Genomic DNA, 17,574 nt, shown 5'->3' with positions numbered 1-17,574 from the left:
CCTACTCCTCGTCAATAATTGGTGAAACACCAAAGGCAATTGCCCCTTCACCTACGTGCGTTCCAATAACAGACCCCATGGATACAATGGACAACTCATGGTCAGTGCCACTTTCTTGTAACAATTGCCTAAATTCTTCAGCCTTTTGTGGCACATTGGCATGAATCACAGCTATCCGATAGCGACCATTTTGAGTCTGCTCTTGTAAAATTTCCAACAGGCGCTTGACAGCCTTTTTCTCTGTGCGAACTTTTTCGTATACTTCTATTCTCCCTTCATCAGTAAAAGATAAAATTGGTTTGATGCTAAGAAGATTGCCTAGAAGAGCTGCGCCATTTGACAAGCGTCCTCCTTTGACCAAATGATTCAAGTCGTCAACCATGATAAAGGCAGTTGTACCGCTGATTTCTTGATCTAACTTTGCCAAAATTTCCTCAAAAGGCTGACCCGCGTCATATCGCTTTAAGATATTTTCTATCATCATACCAAGTGGGGCAGATGTAATCTTACTATCTGGAAAGGCAATGGTCATTCCTTCAAATTCGTCTTTCAAATACTGGATATTCTGGTAAAAACCTGAAATTCCTGAGGATAAAAATAGACCAATGACATGACTATAGTTTTCTTTTTGCAAGCGGCTAAGAATTTCGACCAATTCAGACAGACTTGGCTGGCTCGTTTTTGGCAATTCAGATGCTGACGCCATTTTTTGATAAAATTCTTCTACACTTAGATTTTTCCCTTCGATATAGGTCGTATCCTCAATCGTTACTGGAATATCTAATACAAAAAGATTCTCTCTCTCTGTTGTTTGCAGTACAACTGATGAATCTGTAATCACAGCCAATTTCATGTTAAAACTCCAAATTTACACCCGGGGCATCCAAGGCGATTTCTGTTACTTCATATGTCAGACGTTGCAAGATGTCTAGCAACGGACTTACTAAGAATCGCTTGTCTTGCTCGCTAAATTCATCTACTTCTCTAACTATTTTTTCTAAAATATGTATTCCTTGGCTCATCGCACCAGAAATGACAAAATGATCCAAAACAATCATAAAACGAAGAATCACAATAATTGACGTTTTGTTCTCTTCTGTGTTTTGCTCAATCAATTGAAAATCTACTTTCAATTTAGTCGTCGGAACACCATTTTCCGCCTCCCACTCTCTGTTACGAGCATCAAAGTGGTACTGATTCACAAACTCTTTATCACGGATTATATTCATCGTTTTTCTCCTAAATACAATAATACAGATATTATACCATATTTTTCATAAAATTGAGAAAAAACCTTACCAATTCAATGATAAGGTTTGAATATTTTTGATTAGTTTGCTTTGCGAAGGGCACCAAAGAGAATACCGGATACAATTGCACCAACGAGAACAAAGACGAGGTAGAGAAGCGGATTGCTAGTCAAGGCAATCACGAAGATTCCTCCGTGTGGTGCCATCAATTTGATACCAGACAAACCTACTAAAGCTCCTGTAATCGCTGACCCTGCTACGAAACTTGGAATCGCACGTGCTGGGTCTGCTGCCCCAAATGGAATCGCCCCTTCTGTAATAAAGGATAAGCCCATAACAATATTGGTCAATCCTGAATTACGTTCTTCTTTTGTAAATTTATCTTTAAATAAGAGAGTAGCAACAAAGACTGCTAGAGGAGGCACCATGCCACCTGCCATAACAGCTGCCATTGCCACAGAACCACCATTTGCAACGGTTGCTGCCAATGTACCTGTACCAAAGACATAGGCTGCCTTATTGACGGGACCGCCCATATCGATTGCCATCATCCCTCCAAGGACAAGTCCCAAGATGATTGCGGAACTTCCTTCTAAACCACTGAGGAAATCATTCATACCAGTATTGATAGCCGCCATTGGGATATTGACAAAGAACATTACAAATCCCGTAATCATAGCGCCAAGCAGTGGCAAGAGAAGAATGGATTTGATTCCTTCAAGAGATTTTGGCAAATGCGCAAGAACTTTTCGTAAGGCTAGGATAACCGCACCTGCCAAGAAACCGCCGACAAGAGCACCTAAGAAACCAGAAGAAACAGCTGCTGGAATGTCAGAGGTCGCTGCCCCAAATGGAATTTTTCCATAAGCCAGACCATCTTTTGCAATAGCACCTGCTACGAAACCTGCAATCAAGCCTGGCTTTTCAGCAATAGAATAAGCAATATACCCTGCAAGAAGTGGCAGCATAAAGCCAAAAGCAGCGCTACCAATCTGCATAAACATAGAAGCTAATTCATTGTACGAACCAAGACTAGACAATTGTTCTTGTGGTACACCCAAGACATTATCAATGAGGAAGGCGAGGGCAATCAAGATACCGCCACCGATAACAAATGGAAGCATTTGGGAAACACCGCTCATTAAGTGTTTGTAGAAGGCTTTTCCAAGACTCAATGTTTCAGCTGATTCTTCCATACTCACACCTTCTTTTGCTTGATACAGACTTGCTTCACCGTTTAAGACGATGTTGATGAGTTCTTCTGTCTTTTTGATACCATCTGCAACTGGGCGTGATACAAGTGGTTTTCCATTAAATCGAGCCATTTCAACTGCCTTATCTGCCGCGATGATAACGCCCTTAGCACGCTTGATATCCTCTGCTGTCAACTTATTGCCAACACCAGATGCACCATTTGTTTCTACCTTAATGTCAATCCCCATTTCAGCAGCTTGTTTTTTCAGTGCTTCTTCTGCCATATAGGTATGGGCAATTCCTGTTGTACATGCTGTAACAGCAACGATAAAGTCTTTTTCTCCTGTGCTAACACTTGCTGTTTCGACCGCTTGACTCGCTTTATCAGCTGCCTCAGCTTCATCAAAGACTGCTAGAACTTCAGCAGGTGAAGAGACTTGACGAAGTTTGTCTGCAAATCCTGGCTTCATCAAATATTTGGACAATTCTGCAAGGGCTGCTAAATGCGTATCATTAGCCCCTTCTGGTGCAGCAATCATAAAGAATAAATCTGTTGGCTGACCATCTAAACTCTCATAGTCGACACCTGCATTTGATTTTGCAAAGAGAACCGTTGCTTCTTTTACTGCCGCATTCTTGCTATGAGGCATAGCGATTCCATCACCGAGACCAGTTGTCGTTTGGGCTTCACGGTTCATAATCCCTGTTTTAAAGACATCAAAATCTGTTACAAACCCTTTTTCCACTAAGCTTGTGACCATTTCATCAATGACTGCTTCTTTTGTTTTTGCTGCTAAATCAAGCAACATCACTTCTTGTCGTAAGACATCTTGAATTTTCATAGCATTTCTACCTCCACTTTTTCATACATTTCCTTAATAAACTCAATGCTGGCTAAATCATCTGAGAAAGCTGTTGCCGTTCCGCAGGCAACTCCCCATTTCAAGGCTTCAATTGGGTCATGAGATGTCGTGTATTTACCTGTAAATCCAGCAACCATTGAATCACCAGCTCCGACAGAATTTTTGACCTCTCCTTTGATTGGTTTTGCAAAATAGGTTGCTTCTGGAGTCACTAGCAATGCTCCATCACCTGCCATGGACACAATCACATGTTGTGCACCTTTGGTAAGAATTTCTTTTGCATACTGCACAATATCCTCACGCGACTGGAAGGTCACACCAAAAATGGCTTCCAATTCATGATTATTTGGTTTGACCAAGAGTGGTTGATAGGCCAAAGAATCCAGCAGGGTCTGACCTTCAAAGTCACAGACAACTTCTGCTCCAGCCTCTTTGGCTAAGGGAATCAAGCGATTGTAGACTTGGTTTCCCAAACTAGCTGGTGCAGAACCTGCAAAAACCACGGTATCTTCTGTGGTGACATGTGCTAAAATGGTTTCTAATTCTGCCAGCTGCTCCTCTGTCACAATCGGTCCTAGTCCATTGATCTCCGTTTCTTGGTCTGCCTTGATTTTGACATTGACACGGGTATCTTGGTCTACATTGACAAACCGAGTACCAATTTCTTCAGCAGCCAAACTGCTCTTGATAAATTCCCCAGTAAATCCTCCAACAAAACCAGTTGCGGTACTGGCATAGCCAAGCCGTTGTAAAATCCGGCTGACATTGATTCCCTTACCACCAGAAAAGGTATCACTACTATCCATGCGATTAACTGCGCCTGATTCGATCGTTGACAGACGAACAATATAGTCTATCGCAGGGTTTAAGGTGACTGTATAAATCATACTTCAATTACCCTCGTTTTTTTCTTTATAGTTGCTATTAGATTGCTCTCGGTGTGACAACAAATGAGATGTGCTCTTTCGATTTCTGCCACTTTTGTAAAAGAAATCGGACCAAATTTAGATGAATCGACTAAGACATAGGCTTGACTGGTATTGTTCAAAACCGTCCGCTTAATCGCTCCTTCTTCTATGTCTGGTGTCGTATAGTCATGGCTATCAACACCATTCATTCCAAGAAATGCCTTGGTGAAATGCAGCTGCCGAATCTGTTCCAGTGCTACTGCTCCGATAGAAGCGTCTGTTGACTTTTTAACCTTACCGCCAATGATGATGGTATAAAAGCCCTTATCTACTAGCTTGACAGCATGATGAACAGAATTGGTCACTACAGTCAACTCAGTCGCTGCCAAGTAATCAATCATGAACTCGGTTGTTGTTCCTGCATCAAGAAAGAGGACATCCCCATCTTCTACCAAACTGGCAGCTTTTTGAGCGATTTGCCGTTTTTCTTGAACGTTTTTGACAGATTTTTGAACAATGGATTCTTCTTCCTGAAGATTGGGTAGACTTTCGGCTCCGCCATGCACACGACGAAGCTTTCCCGCCATTTCAAGCTCATCCAAATCGCGTCTGACAGTTGATTCAGAAGAATGTAGCAATACCACCAAATCTTCCAATTTCACAAATTGACGCTCCTTAATGGTCTCTACAATTATCTGTTGGCGTTCTGATTTAAGAATCTCTCTCACCTCCTGCAATCGATTACAGAAACTATTATACACGTTTTTCTATCATTGTCAATCATTGTCAATCATTTTCTTTCAAAACCTATCATTTTAAGGATAAAATATACTTTTTGTCAAAAATAGTCCAGCATATGGACTAATACGCTACAAACCCTATCCATCGAAAGTTCATCTAAAACAAAAATAAAACAGGAGCAGAACTCACTTGTTATTCCTAACGTTGAGTATCTTACTCCTATTTTTGTATATTAGTCAAACGTTTTTGGCGAAATCTACTTCATTTATTCAGACATAAGAGAGAGCAGAATCTGCTTCACTAAGGCCATTTCCTCAGGACGACCAATCGCCATCCGAATATAACCTGTTAGTTTTCCTTCTTGGTAATACTTGAAGTCAAATCCCTGTTCTAATGCCTTGCGATAAAAGGCTTCTGCTTTTGGAAAGGTAAATGTCACAAAATTTGTCTGACTAGGTAAGGCTTGAACCTTCGGAATCTGAGCCAGAAAATCCAGAAACTCCCGACGAAGTGCGATGATTGCTTGTCTTGACTCTTCCACTTGATTAGTGTAATCTAGAGCCACAGAGCCAATTTTTGCCACAACATTTGACACACTAAAAGGCGGGATAGCCTTATCCAGTTCATAAATCAAGCGCTCATTAGCTATGGCAAAGCCTAACCGCAGACCTGCTAGACCAAAGGCTTTTGATAAGGTACGTAAAACAATGAGATTAGGGTAAGTTCCAATCAAACTGACAAAACTCGGGCTATCTGAAAACTCGATATAGGCCTCATCTAAGACAACCAAGCCCTTGAAAGATTGTAGAATTTGCTCGATTTCTTTGGGATCAAAGGCTACAGAAGAGGGATTGTTGGGATTGGATAACATGAGAACCTTAGGCTCCACTCGCTCTGCATAAATCAAAAGTTTTTCTGCCGACAAGTGTAGACTGCCCTGCTCCCACTCTAAGGGATATGCCTCGAAACGCGAATCATGCAGCTGGTTGTAGACCTGATACATGAAAAAATCCGGATCAACGGTCAAAAAGACATCTTCCTTTTCTAAGAAGGTCGTTACAATCATGTGAATGAGAAAATCTGACCCTACACCGACTGTAACTTGTGTAGCATGCACACCAGCATAGTTGGCATATTTTTCAATAACATCACGATAGCAATTATCACCATAGTACATCAAATCGGACAGACTCATATTGGCTTGGATATTCTCTAAAAGCCCTGTCCAATCCATTAAGCGGTTCTCATTATTGGCCAAATCATATGGAGCAATTTGCCCCAATTTGTACGGCTCCCAGCTCGCCAATCCCTGTCTAAACTCTACCATTTTGCTCTCTCCTTTAAGATGTGTTATTATACGTTATTTTTGACAAAACTGTATAAATGTACATTATTATAGCATGGAATACGGAAAAATCAAGCTTTTACTGTAAAAAAACTAGCAAATTCCCTCATGGAATTTACTAGTTTTTATTTATGCCGGAAGTTCTTCTAAACTTTCCAGAGAAACAAGGACTGTTTTACCATCTTTTGTTACCAATGAAAGTGTTTTTTGTCCTGGTTGGTAACTAAAACTATCCACAGCTACCTTGTATTTTAAGGCAATTTTGACGAGTCTGTCTTGGAAATCATCCACTGACAGTCCGTACTCTCCGGCTAACCTTTGTTGCTCCAATTCTTCTTCGTCTGGTTCTGGTGCTGTTTCTTCTACCTCGTCTGTCTCTTCTTTTCCTTCATCAGTCGCCTTGCCATGGTCGCTGGCACTGCCAAATCCGTCCTCAGATACTGGACGATCTTCTGGATGAGTGACATAATATTTGACCGTTGCGAGGAATTGTTCCAAGGTATATCCGGCTGGTGCATGGTAATGGTCATTATCAAACCAAGAAAGAGAGATATTGTGATAGTGATCATAATGTGGAATAATCATCTGACCATCTCTAAAGTCTACAACATAAGCGGAGTTATACGGCATAGCCTCAACTGGGACAAGTTTGGCTGGTGTTACACGATTGTAGATATCAATAGCCTTTTCACCAGTAGTTGGAACTGTCGGCTCTTCTTTCTTATCTGCAAGACCAGCTTCTGCTACATAGCGGCGCGCTTCTTCTTGCTCTTTTTCAGACAAATCTTTCTTTGGAATATAATGGCTATGACTCATATGAGGAACCAAGTAGCCATCTCCAAGGTCTTCAACAATGTCCTTGGCATCAAAGATATAACCGTCTGATGTTGTATAACGACCTTGCGCCTTGGCAGCAGCAATTTCCTCAGGTGTATAGACAATCTGTGAATTTGGCTTGCCTTCTCGTTCTGGGTGGCTAGGTGCCTCTGTTGGCTTACTTTCTGGAATGTTCGGTGTTTCTTCCTTGCTCTCCTCTACAGAACCCCAACCATATTGCGAATATGGACGTTCCTCTGGATGGGCAAGATAGTATTTAATGGTTGCAAACAAGTCTTCCAAGCTATAGCCACTCGGTGCTTTAAAGGATTCTGAATCGTTGAACCAAGAAACGGATAGATTATGGTAATGATCCCGATGAGGAATGATAATCTTGCCCTTCTTAATGTCAGATACATAGCCTGAATTGTACGGCAAGCGTTCAAACGGAATCACTTTTTTAGGGGTCACTCGTTCAAAGACTGCTTCTGCACTTTCCTTGCTGGCATCAAAATAGGATACATCATCTGCAGCAGGAGCTTTCAACCCTTTTGCCTCACAAAAGGCTTTGGCTTCTGCTAATTCTGCTTCTGAAAGAGACTCTTTGTCTACCCAATGTGTGTAATTGTCTCTGAAAATCAGATAAGACTCGCCCTCATCACTGATGATGTCCTCTGCCTTAAAGATATAGCCATCTTCAGCAGAGGTATAGCGGCCTTCTGCCCGTGCTGCGGCCAATTCTTCCTGCGAATACATACTTTTCTTCTGCGGTTTTTCAGCCTTAGGGGCTTCCTCCTGCTTCGGATCCTGAGGCAGTACTGGCTGACTTTCTGGATCTTTAGGAACTTCAACTGCTGGCTTATCTTCAGGTTTGTCGCTTGGCTCAATTGGATTTGCTGGAGTTGGAACAGTTTCGACTGGTTTACTTGGCTCAACAGGCTGTGTTGGCGTAGTTGGCACTGCACTTGGCTTGTTAATTGGCCTTACTGGATTGCTTGGTTTTGCTGGAACAGTCGGCTCACTTGGTGTTGCGTCTGGTTTTATCGCTTTTCCAATCTCAATCATCCGAGCAATTTTCTCTTCTAACGGAGACATCTGTGCGTACGGAATGAAGTGGAAATGATCACCGTGAGGTACTGCCACCCCTCTTGAGGTACGGTTAGTGATTTGTGCTGGGTCAAAGACAAGACCATCTGTCTCCACATGACGTTCACTAAGCGGTTTCTGGTACAATTCCTGCAAGAGTTGGAAAATACTCGGCTCCTGATTACCATGAGAAACAATACTTGAAATCGTTTCACTGCTCAAATGCGGAACATGTCCAGTCACATCTGGCTGACTCGGAAGTATTTTTTCTGGTTTGCTTGGATTTGGAATTCCAAGCAAGCCAACTTGCGGACTTTCTGGTAAATTAGGCTTGTTCTGTACGTTAGTCAAACCTGATTGAGGTTGAGACGAAGTCTGTATGCCACCTTTTTTATTGTTCCAATAACTCTGAGCTGCGGCTAACTCACTTGGAGACAAGTCATTTTTCGGAATATAGTGGAAGTGATTGCCATGCGGGACGATGAAAGCGTCTCCTGTATCTTCAATCACGTCCGTTGGGCTAAAGACATAGCCGTCATCTGTCGTATATCCCGTTTTCTTTGTTCGCATCTCTTGCGAAGGATTCTGATCAAGTTGATTTCCAGACTGATGCAAAGAAGGAATGGACGAATCTGAATGAGCACTCTGGTGTGCTGACACACTCTCAGTATTTGTTTGAGGTCTTTCTTCATCTGGGGTGACAACCTTTCCAATCTCAATCATGCGAGCAATCCTTGCTTCGAGTGCTGACATTTGAGCATAAGGAATAAAGTGGAAATGATCGCCATGCGGTACCACAACACCACTTTCCGTACGACGTGTAATCTGCGCCGGATCAAAGACAAGACCATCTGACTCGACATGGCGCTCTGAAAGTGGAGTTGCATACAAGTCTTGTAATAATTGGAAAAGTGATGGAGCTTGCTGTCTGCTTGTATGCAAACCTTGAATATCTTCCTGACCGTCTGAGTTTGATGGACTGGCACTGTTCTGACTACCAGCCTGAGCATAAGAAGGACGGTTCCCACCACCTTTTTTGCTATTCCAATAATTCTGTGCTGCGGCTAACTCACTTGGAGACAAATCACTTTTTGGAATATAATGGAAATGATTGCCATGAGGAACAATGTAGGCATCCCCTGTATCTTCAATCACATCTGTCGGATTAAAGACATAGCCATCGTCTGTCGTGTAACGACCTTGCGCTCGTGCGGCCTTGACTTCTTGAGGAACTGACTGATTATTTTCTCCTGCAGCAATCTTGCTTTGCACATGTTCTTCACGCTGACGAGCAATCTCTGCTTTGGTCCGTACATTGGTGGTATGAGCTGGATCTTTTAGGTATAGATAGTAGGTGCCGTTGACCTTGATAATATAGCCATCTTTTACCTCGTTGACAATATCTGCATCCTGCAATTGGTAAGCAGGATCTTTCATAATCAATTCTTCACTAATAATGGCATCAAACGGAACTTTCCCATTATAGTAATGATAATGGTCACCATGCGATGTAACATAGCCCTTATCCGTGATTTTGATGACAATTTGTTCTGCTTTAATATTTTCTTTAGCATTGATTTGCTCAGGAGTCAAATTTTCAGCTTTTGTCGCGACATTATTTGGAGAAGCTTGTTGATCGACATAGGCCACACGATGACTTTCTTTTTCAGAAATTGCTTGATGACGGCCGAGTTCATAACTACATAAACTAAGGGCAATGGCTGCAACACTACCAATAATATATTTCTTTTTCATCTATTTTAATTCCTTTGCTAATATGGCAATATTTGCCTCTAAATTTTCCAAGTAGGTCGCATCGTTCTCCGGATCAGCTTCCAGAGGATTTAAAGTTTTTAAGGCGACTCCTGTTGATTTAACCAGCGTTTCAGCTACTTTTGAAGAAGCATTGCTTTCCACAAAAATGGTTTGAACCTTATAGTGTTTCACAAATTCCTCAATCTCTGCCAACTGGCGTGGACTAGGCTCTTGCTCTGGTGAAATCCCTGCAATCCCTAATTGCTCTAAGCCAAAACGCTTGGCTAAGTAAGAAAAGGCTGTATGTTGGGTCACAAAAGTTTTTTGAGAGACCTTTGCAAATATTGGCTGATATTTTTTGGTTAAAGCTTGAGCATCTTGACTTAACTTATCAGCTTTTTTCATATACAGCTCTTTATGCTCCGGATCCACTTCTGACAACTGCTGGGCAATAATTCGAGCTTCTTCTGCAACTTTTTCAGGATCTAACCAAGTATGTGGATCATAGAGTGTTTTTTCATCTACCCCTTCACCAGCTTCCATATCTTCCAAACCCGGTACTTTGTCCAAGCTCATTCCTTGAGAAGCTTCAATAACTTTAACAGTTGAATTTTGCAAGGTAGGGTCAAGCGATCCAGCCCAAGACTCCAAGGTTCTTGAATGATAGACAAAGATATCTGCATCATAGATAGCGGCAACATCATTGGCTGATGGCTCAAAGGAGTGAATGCCATTATTTGATTGAATCATGCGGACATCATTGACTTCGCCTGCGATTTCTCTAACCATAGAATAAATAGGATAAAAACTGGTGACAATCTTCAGCCCCTGCCCACTTTGCTGCGTTTCCCTACTGCAGCCTACAATACCTAGACAGGAAATCAAGCTCAACACTGTTAGAATAACCTTTTTTACTTTCATCATAACTCCTTTACCGATTATTAACCAGTTGTCTATATGCTTAAAAATAAACTCAGCTAATTACTTAACTGGTTCTTAAACTAGTTAATAATATACCACTCTATCTAGTAACTGTCAAGTATTTTTTTAAAAAAATGAAAAAAGATTCACAAAGTTCCCGTTTGTAGAAACCAAACTACCACTGTAGTCTTTTTCCAAGTGTTATAAATAAACAGAAAAAGCTCAGATGGTTATCCATCTAAGCTTCTTCTCTATCTAAATTCCTTATATAAGATAATATAATAGTGATTATCTAAGTGAATTATTTTTTACGGCGTTTTGCTACTCCTGCAATACCAAAGCCTGAAAGAACTGTTCCTACAACTGTAAGAAGTGAGCTTGCATCACCTGTCTTAGGCAATACTTTTTTGTTCTCTTCTTTCTTAGCTGCTGCTGGAGCTGCTGCTTTCGCTGTTGAAGTGCTCATACCCGGTTGAGTTTTGTTACCTGGTGCTGGAGCAGTATTTGTGCTTGTAGTAGTTGCTTTTGGTCCACCTACTGGAGCTGGTGGAGTATTTGTGCTTGTGGTTGTTGAACCAGGTTTATGACGCATACCTGGGCCTTGGATAGGTCCTTGTGAACCGCTTGGTGCTGCTCCACCTTTTGTAAGAACAAGGGTACGTTTTTCATCACGAACTTTAAGAGCTTTCACTTCACCTTTGTGGCTCACTGGCATTCCACCGTATTCTACAAATCCGTAGCCGTTATTTCCTGGGTCTACAATTTCATATGCAACTGTTTCACCGTCTTTAGCTGGGATTGTGATCGTACCATCTGCACCTGTTGTCAAACGGTAGTCTTTTCCACCAACAGTTACTTTGATACCAACGCCTGCAAGTGGTTTGCTTTGGTCTGCATAGTCTACAACTGCCACGATAACTTTTGCTTCACCTTCTGGAAACTGATCATCCTTTTGTAATTGATCTAGATCCAATTTTGGTTTGTCCGATTTTGGAGTCTCATCTGGACCAGTAGAATGGTGCTTACCTCCAACTTTCTTCAATACAAGAGTACGTTCTTGCAAGCTAGCTGCATTAGCTGTTAACATACCTTGGTTGCTAACTGGGCTATCATTGTACATTACATACTCATAACCTGCTGGAAGTGTTGCAATACGGTATTGAACAGCTGCTCCACCGTTCGTTGTCAATTCGAGAACACCTTGATCATTTGTTGTGTATCCTGTAGCTTTGCCATCTACCATAACATCAACTGATACGTTTGATACTGGTTGACCAGCTTCATCGACAACTCTTACACGCACTTGTGCTACTGATTGGTTATCAACTGGTTTTGGATCTTCTTTTGGTTTTGGATCTTCTTTTGGTTTTGGATCCTCTTGTGGTTTAGCTGGTTCTACTGGAGCTGGGTTATTGTTGGTCACTGACAATGTACGTTTTTCTAGGCGCACATCAACTGCTTTCACAACACCTTGGAAGCCAACTGGTTGGCCATTGTACTGAGTGAGCTCGTATCCGTTTGGAAGTGTAGAAACACGGTACTCAACCATAGTACCTGTAGTAGCAGTAAGGTCTACAAAACCGTTTGCATCCGCAGTATAGGTTGTGATTTTTCCACCGATGTTAACGTCAACAGTAGCACCCGGAACAGCTGCACCATTTTGGTCAATAACTGCCACACGGACTTGAGCAACACTAGCTGCCTCTACATTTGATGCAGGGCTGATCACTTGCTGAGCTACAACAGCTGCACCTAGAAGTGAAACGCTAGCTAAACTAGCTAAAACAATTTTCTTCGTATTCATATTTTCCTCCTCTTATTTTGAAAATAGAAAGATAATGTTGTATAAGGACACTATAGACCCTGTAAGCACTGTAAGCACTGTAAGCACTGTAAGCACTGTAAGCACTGTAAGCACTGTAACATCCTTTACGCTACTATTCTATATATTTATCCCTAAAATGTCAAGTATTTTTTGAAAAATTTTACATTTTCCATACAAAAGATGAACGTTTGCCTGAAAGTGGGCACTCTAACGGTATTTCAGCACCTCCCAACGAGATCGAATTGAGGTCTTTTGTACTCTATGAAAGTCAAAATCTGACTAGACAACAAAACTATAGATAGAACGACAGTTCCGCAAGGTAAGTTAACAACGTCAGATTCTGATTCTTGATGAGTATTGCAACCCAATGAAAAAATAGAATCTTATATAAACCACATGACTGTAAGTCTTAGCGGAAAGGGAGGAAATGTTCGAAGCTGATTCGCTTATCCCCCCTATCTATTATTTTCGAAATTCTTTTGGAATTTTTACTTCAAAAATAGTACCTTTTGGCTGATTATCTTGAACAGTAATTGTTCCATGTAAGGTATCAATGATTTGCTTCGCAAGAGAGAGGCCTAGTCCAAAGCCTCCTTTTTGACGCGTTCGTGCCTTATCAACACGATAAAATCGGTCAAAGATCTTCTTTTTATTTTCAGGGCTAATTCCAAGACCATTATCAGCAACACGTACGACTAAAAACTTATCTTTGAGACTTGTTTGAATCCAGATATGACCATCGGCTTCTGAGTACTTCATTGCATTATCGACTAAAATCGTCATCAATTGCTTGAGTAGGGTCTTATCCGTCCGAATTGTCTCTGTAACTTGATTTGTGATAGCTATCGTTTTTCCATTTTCTTCAGCCATTATCACATAGTTTGCCAATATTTCATCAAAAAATGCTGGCTGAATCGCATCAATTTCTGGTTTCAAACCATCGTCTCTGCGAGCGAGATTGAGCAGATTGGTTGTTAAAAGACGCATATTGCGCACCTCTGCTAAACTGGAGGCAATATTTTCACTACTGTCCATAATCGTTGCTTCCGGATGTCTAAAAAGACTTTCCAATCGGTTTTGCAAGACAGTAAGCGGTGTCCGCAATTCATGACTTGCATTCTCCACAAACTCTTTTTGCTTTTGAAAACTAGCAAGGATAGGACGCATACTGACATTAGATAGGTAGATACTTGCCACAATCGAAATCAACCAAAAGCTAATCATGACAAGGATTACCGTTGACTCATAAGAGGCAATAGATGATTTAATTTGACTTGTATTGAAAAGAATTGTGGCATATTTGATATCTAATCCAGCGTAAGATGCCATCGCATCTTCTGATAAAGACACTGTTATACAGCGGTAATACTCCTGCTCTCCAAAAGGAGTCGTTACAGCACATTCGGTAATGGTACCAAGAGGTTTTTTATCCAAGGTCAAGGTTGACAAACCTGAGAAGAAGTCGACCTGATTCAACCGGTTGCCTTTACTATCGTAAAGAATCACATGATAATTTGAGTTGAGACGAATTTTGGAAGCGGAATAAAAGGACTTCTCATCTGCCGAATCGTTTACTCCGTCCTCTGTATCAGATTGGCTTCCTGTTACACTTTTTTCCCAGACAATTTCTGCCTCAGGAGACAAGCCACGTGCCCGAGCGAATTTCATCATCATCTCAGGATTGCTCATAATTTCCTTAAAATTCTCATCAGCGCTTTGATACATGGTTGAACGCATGAGCTGGAAAATAATCACCGTCATCAAACCAAAGATTAGTGTAAAAACAAAAATAACGGATAAAATAAGAAAAATTATCCGTGTGGTAAAGTTTACGAAATTTAATGAGCATTTTTCAAGATATATCCGACACTTCTTAGAGTCTGTAATTGCTCCCCAAAGGCCGTCCCTTTCAATTTTTTTCTAATTTTAGAGACATAGACTTCTACTACTGAGATTGTCGTATCACTGTCAAACCCCCAAAGGCGATCAAAAATCTGTGTTTTCGGCAAAATCACATTTTGATTCTGTAAAAAGTAGACTAATAAGTCAAATTCTTTCCCCAAAAATTCTACTTCTTCCCCATTTACGGTTGTCGTATTGGTCGATAAATCAACAGTTACATCCCCAAAGGTCAAAACATTTTCGTTGAATTTCCCAGCACGCTTCAGAAGGGCTTGGATGCGCATTTTCAACTCTTCCAAATAAAAGGGTTTGGTCAGATAGTCATCTGCTCCAAGTTCAAACCCATGTCCCTTATCGTCCAAACTTTCCTTGGCCGTCGTAATCAAGACAGGCGTTGTAATACCTTTGGTTCGTAATTCTTTCAACACTTGAAAGCCATTCTTTTCTGGTAACATCAAATCAAGCAAGATGAGGTCATACACTCCTGATTCCGCCTCATACAAGCCTTCTTCGCCGTCAAATACCTGCATCACATCCGCAAAATCATCTAAAAAATCAAAGACTGAATTGGATAAACTTACATCGTCTTCTACTAATAAAATCTTAATCATCCTATTCTCTCCTGTTTTTCCATTATATCATTATAGTTGATTCTACACCAGCAAACTTAAAAGAAGCTAAAAAAACTGGACAAGTGTCCAGATTTTTTACAATTCCGTAATGTTTCCTGTGCGTAGGTAGACTACCCACTCGCAGATATTTTTGGCATAATCACCAATGCGTTCAAGGAAGGAAATGACTTGGAAATAGTCACGTCCTGCAATCAAGGCATCAGGATTTTTTTTGATTTCTTCTGTTGCCAATTCTTGGATGCTGTTGTAATACTGATTGATGACTTCGTCGTGGGCTGCCAGTTCATACGCCTGCTCCGTTTCGCCACCATTGAGGTATAATTCCAAGGCAGACTCAACTAAGCGACGGACTTCTCGCCCCATTTTCTTGATTTCAGCCTCAACAACTTTAATACGGACTTCTCCTTTCATTCGAATAGCCGCTTCTGCTATGGATACTGCGTGGTCACCCATGCGCTCCAAGTCATTAGTAGCCTTCAAAACAGTAATAACCGTACGCAAGTCAGATGATACTGGTTGCTGCAAGGCAATGATTTCAAGTGATTTTTTCTCTAGTTTAATTTCAAAAGCATTGATTTTGGCATCTGATTCAATCACTTCTTTTGCCAATTCGCGGTCATGCGAGATAAAGGCTTGTACAGTATTATTGATTTGTCCAAGAACTTCATTTCCCATCGCATAGAATTGATTGTGCAATTTATCTAGTTCTTCTTCAAATTGTGTTCTTAACATAGTTGGTGTTCCTTTTTCTTATCCAAATTTTCCTGTGATGTAATCTTCCGTTTCCTTATTTCGAGGATTCAAGAAGACTTCCTTGGTCTTATTATACTCAATCAAATCACCATCGAGGAAAAAGCCTGTTCTGTTTGAAATACGTGAGGCTTGCTGCATAGAACGTGTCACCAAGACCATAGTGTACTTGTCCTTCAAGCCATACAAGGTTTCTTCAATCTTTCCAGCTGAGATAGGATCAAGGGCGGATGTTGGTTCGTCCAGCAAGATGATTTTAGGGCTCGTTGCAAGAACCCGTGCCACACAGACCCGTTGCTGCTGTCCACCCGATAAGCCGATCGCAGAATCATGCAAGCGGTCCTTGACCTCATCCCAAATGGAAGCTCCAATCAAGGAAGTCTCAACAGCCTCGTCTAAAATATGCTTGTCTTTCACTCCATTAATTCGCAAGCCATATACCACATTTTCATAAATGGTCATTGGGAAAGGATTGGGCTGTTGGAATACCATTCCAATCTCTTTTCGCAAATCAACCGTATCCGTACGGGGACTGTAAATATTTCGACCATTGTAATCAATCGCTCCTGTCAAGGTCACCTCCGGATTCAAATCTCCCATGCGGTTAATCGAACGTAAGAGCGTTGATTTCCCAGAACCAGACGGCCCAATCAGGGCTGTGATTTCATTTGGATAGAAGTCAATGGAAACATTTTTTAAGGCCTTTTTCTTATTGTAATAAACAGACAAGTCTTTGACTTGTAAAATCGGTGCTGTCATTAAAGTTCCTTTCTATCCAAAGTGTCCTGACACGTAGTCGTTTGTTGATTGTAATTTGGCATTTTGGAAGATATTGGCTGTTTTATCATACTCAATCAAATCTCCCAAATAAAAGAAGGCTGTGTAATCACTGGCGCGCGCTGCTTGTTGCATGTTGTGGGTCACAATGATAATCGTATAGTTTTTCTTCAATTCAAACATGGTTTCTTCCAACTGCATGGTCGCAATCGGATCAAGTGCCGAAGCAGGCTCATCCATGAGGAGAATTTCTGGTTTCACAGAAATGGCACGAGCGATACACAAGCGTTGTTGCTGTCCTCCTGATAGGGTCAAGGCTGACTTATGTAAATCATCTTTGACCTGCTCCCATAGAGCTGCTTGTTTGAGTGAGGTTTCAACAATCTCATCCAAGACTTTTTTATCTTTGACACCTGCACGTTCATGGGCAAAGGTGATATTGCGGTAAATGGATTTAGCAAAGGGATTGGGACGCTGGAAAACCATGCCAATGTGTTTACGCATTTCGTAAACATTAATCTCAGGACGGTTCACATCCACACCTTCATAGAGAATTTCTCCTGTAACCTTAGCAATATCAATGGTATCATTCATACGGTTCAAACTACGAAGATAGGTTGATTTCCCAGAGCCAGACGGGCCGATGAGGGCTGTAATTTTATGTTTTTCAAACTGCATATCAACACCCTTAATCGATTCCTTACTACCATAATAGACATGTAAATCCTTGGTTTCTAAGGCAATCTTCTCCTGAGGAAAGGTGATGATATGCTTTTCATTCCAATTGTATTCTGCCATTTTTTCTCCTC

General features: G+C 41.2%; 12 protein-coding genes and 2 pseudogenes. All 14 read right to left on the bottom strand.

What is annotated here, in order from left to right:
* Nucleotide 1: 1 nt before the first annotated feature.
* A complete protein-coding gene (locus A4H00_RS08850; protein WP_067089745.1) occupies nucleotides 2–853 on the bottom strand; it encodes a DegV family protein in 852 nt (283 codons plus the stop codon).
* A 1-nt stretch (nucleotide 854) separates the two neighbouring features.
* Nucleotides 855–1,229: a DUF1149 family protein gene (locus tag A4H00_RS08845; protein ID WP_067089741.1), complete on the bottom strand. Its 375-nt coding sequence runs from the start codon at nucleotides 1,227–1,229 to the stop codon at nucleotides 855–857.
* Between the two features lie 101 nt (nucleotides 1,230–1,330).
* Nucleotides 1,331–3,286 carry a PTS fructose transporter subunit IIABC gene (locus A4H00_RS08840; RefSeq protein WP_067089738.1) on the bottom strand — a complete coding sequence of 652 codons (1,956 nt, stop codon included), beginning with the start codon at nucleotides 3,284–3,286 and terminating at the stop codon, nucleotides 1,331–1,333.
* Nucleotides 3,283–4,194: a 1-phosphofructokinase gene (gene pfkB / locus A4H00_RS08835; RefSeq protein WP_067089735.1), complete on the bottom strand. Its 912-nt coding sequence runs from the start codon at nucleotides 4,192–4,194 to the stop codon at nucleotides 3,283–3,285. Before pfkB ends, A4H00_RS08840 begins: the two co-directional genes overlap by 4 nt.
* Nucleotides 4,191–4,934 carry a DeoR/GlpR family DNA-binding transcription regulator gene (locus A4H00_RS08830; protein WP_067091599.1) on the bottom strand — a complete coding sequence of 248 codons (744 nt, stop codon included), beginning with the start codon at nucleotides 4,932–4,934 and terminating at the stop codon, nucleotides 4,191–4,193. The genes pfkB and A4H00_RS08830 overlap by 4 nt, the downstream gene beginning before the upstream one ends.
* 287 nt (nucleotides 4,935–5,221) lie before the next feature.
* Nucleotides 5,222–6,283, bottom strand: coding sequence for a pyridoxal phosphate-dependent aminotransferase (locus A4H00_RS08825; RefSeq protein WP_067089731.1), 1,062 nt, complete (start codon nucleotides 6,281–6,283; stop codon nucleotides 5,222–5,224).
* Nucleotides 6,284–6,430: 147 nt separating this feature from the next.
* Nucleotides 6,431–9,958, bottom strand: coding sequence for a pneumococcal-type histidine triad protein (locus tag A4H00_RS12030; RefSeq protein WP_067089727.1), 3,528 nt, complete (start codon nucleotides 9,956–9,958; stop codon nucleotides 6,431–6,433).
* Nucleotides 9,959–10,789 (bottom strand): annotated as a pseudogene (locus tag A4H00_RS08815) (metal ABC transporter solute-binding protein, Zn/Mn family); the annotation flags it as partial.
* Between the two features lie 391 nt (nucleotides 10,790–11,180).
* Nucleotides 11,181–12,683: an LPXTG cell wall anchor domain-containing protein gene (locus tag A4H00_RS08810; protein ID WP_067089719.1), complete on the bottom strand. Its 1,503-nt coding sequence runs from the start codon at nucleotides 12,681–12,683 to the stop codon at nucleotides 11,181–11,183.
* Between the two features lie 483 nt (nucleotides 12,684–13,166).
* A pseudogene (locus A4H00_RS08805) lies at nucleotides 13,167–14,553 on the bottom strand (sensor histidine kinase).
* The gene (locus A4H00_RS08800; protein ID WP_067089716.1) at nucleotides 14,543–15,217 is read right to left on the bottom strand and encodes a response regulator transcription factor; all 675 of its coding nucleotides are present in this window, start codon (nucleotides 15,215–15,217) and stop codon (nucleotides 14,543–14,545) included. The pseudogene A4H00_RS08805 and the gene A4H00_RS08800 overlap by 11 nt, the downstream one beginning before the upstream one ends.
* Before the next feature lie 96 nt (nucleotides 15,218–15,313).
* Nucleotides 15,314–15,970 carry a phosphate signaling complex protein PhoU gene (phoU, locus tag A4H00_RS08795; protein ID WP_067089712.1) on the bottom strand — a complete coding sequence of 219 codons (657 nt, stop codon included), beginning with the start codon at nucleotides 15,968–15,970 and terminating at the stop codon, nucleotides 15,314–15,316.
* Between the two features lie 18 nt (nucleotides 15,971–15,988).
* The gene (pstB, locus tag A4H00_RS08790; RefSeq protein ID WP_067089708.1) at nucleotides 15,989–16,747 is read right to left on the bottom strand and encodes a phosphate ABC transporter ATP-binding protein PstB; all 759 of its coding nucleotides are present in this window, start codon (nucleotides 16,745–16,747) and stop codon (nucleotides 15,989–15,991) included.
* Nucleotides 16,748–16,759: 12 nt separating this feature from the next.
* Nucleotides 16,760–17,563, bottom strand: coding sequence for a phosphate ABC transporter ATP-binding protein PstB (pstB, locus tag A4H00_RS08785; protein WP_067089704.1), 804 nt, complete (start codon nucleotides 17,561–17,563; stop codon nucleotides 16,760–16,762).
* Nucleotides 17,564–17,574: the final 11 nt, after the last annotated feature.

The sequence above is a fragment of the Streptococcus marmotae genome (assembly GCF_001623565.1).
Taxonomy (GTDB): domain Bacteria; phylum Bacillota; class Bacilli; order Lactobacillales; family Streptococcaceae; genus Streptococcus; species Streptococcus marmotae.
Note: the sequence above shows the minus strand (reverse complement) of the source record. Positions and strands in the feature narration are given on the sequence as shown.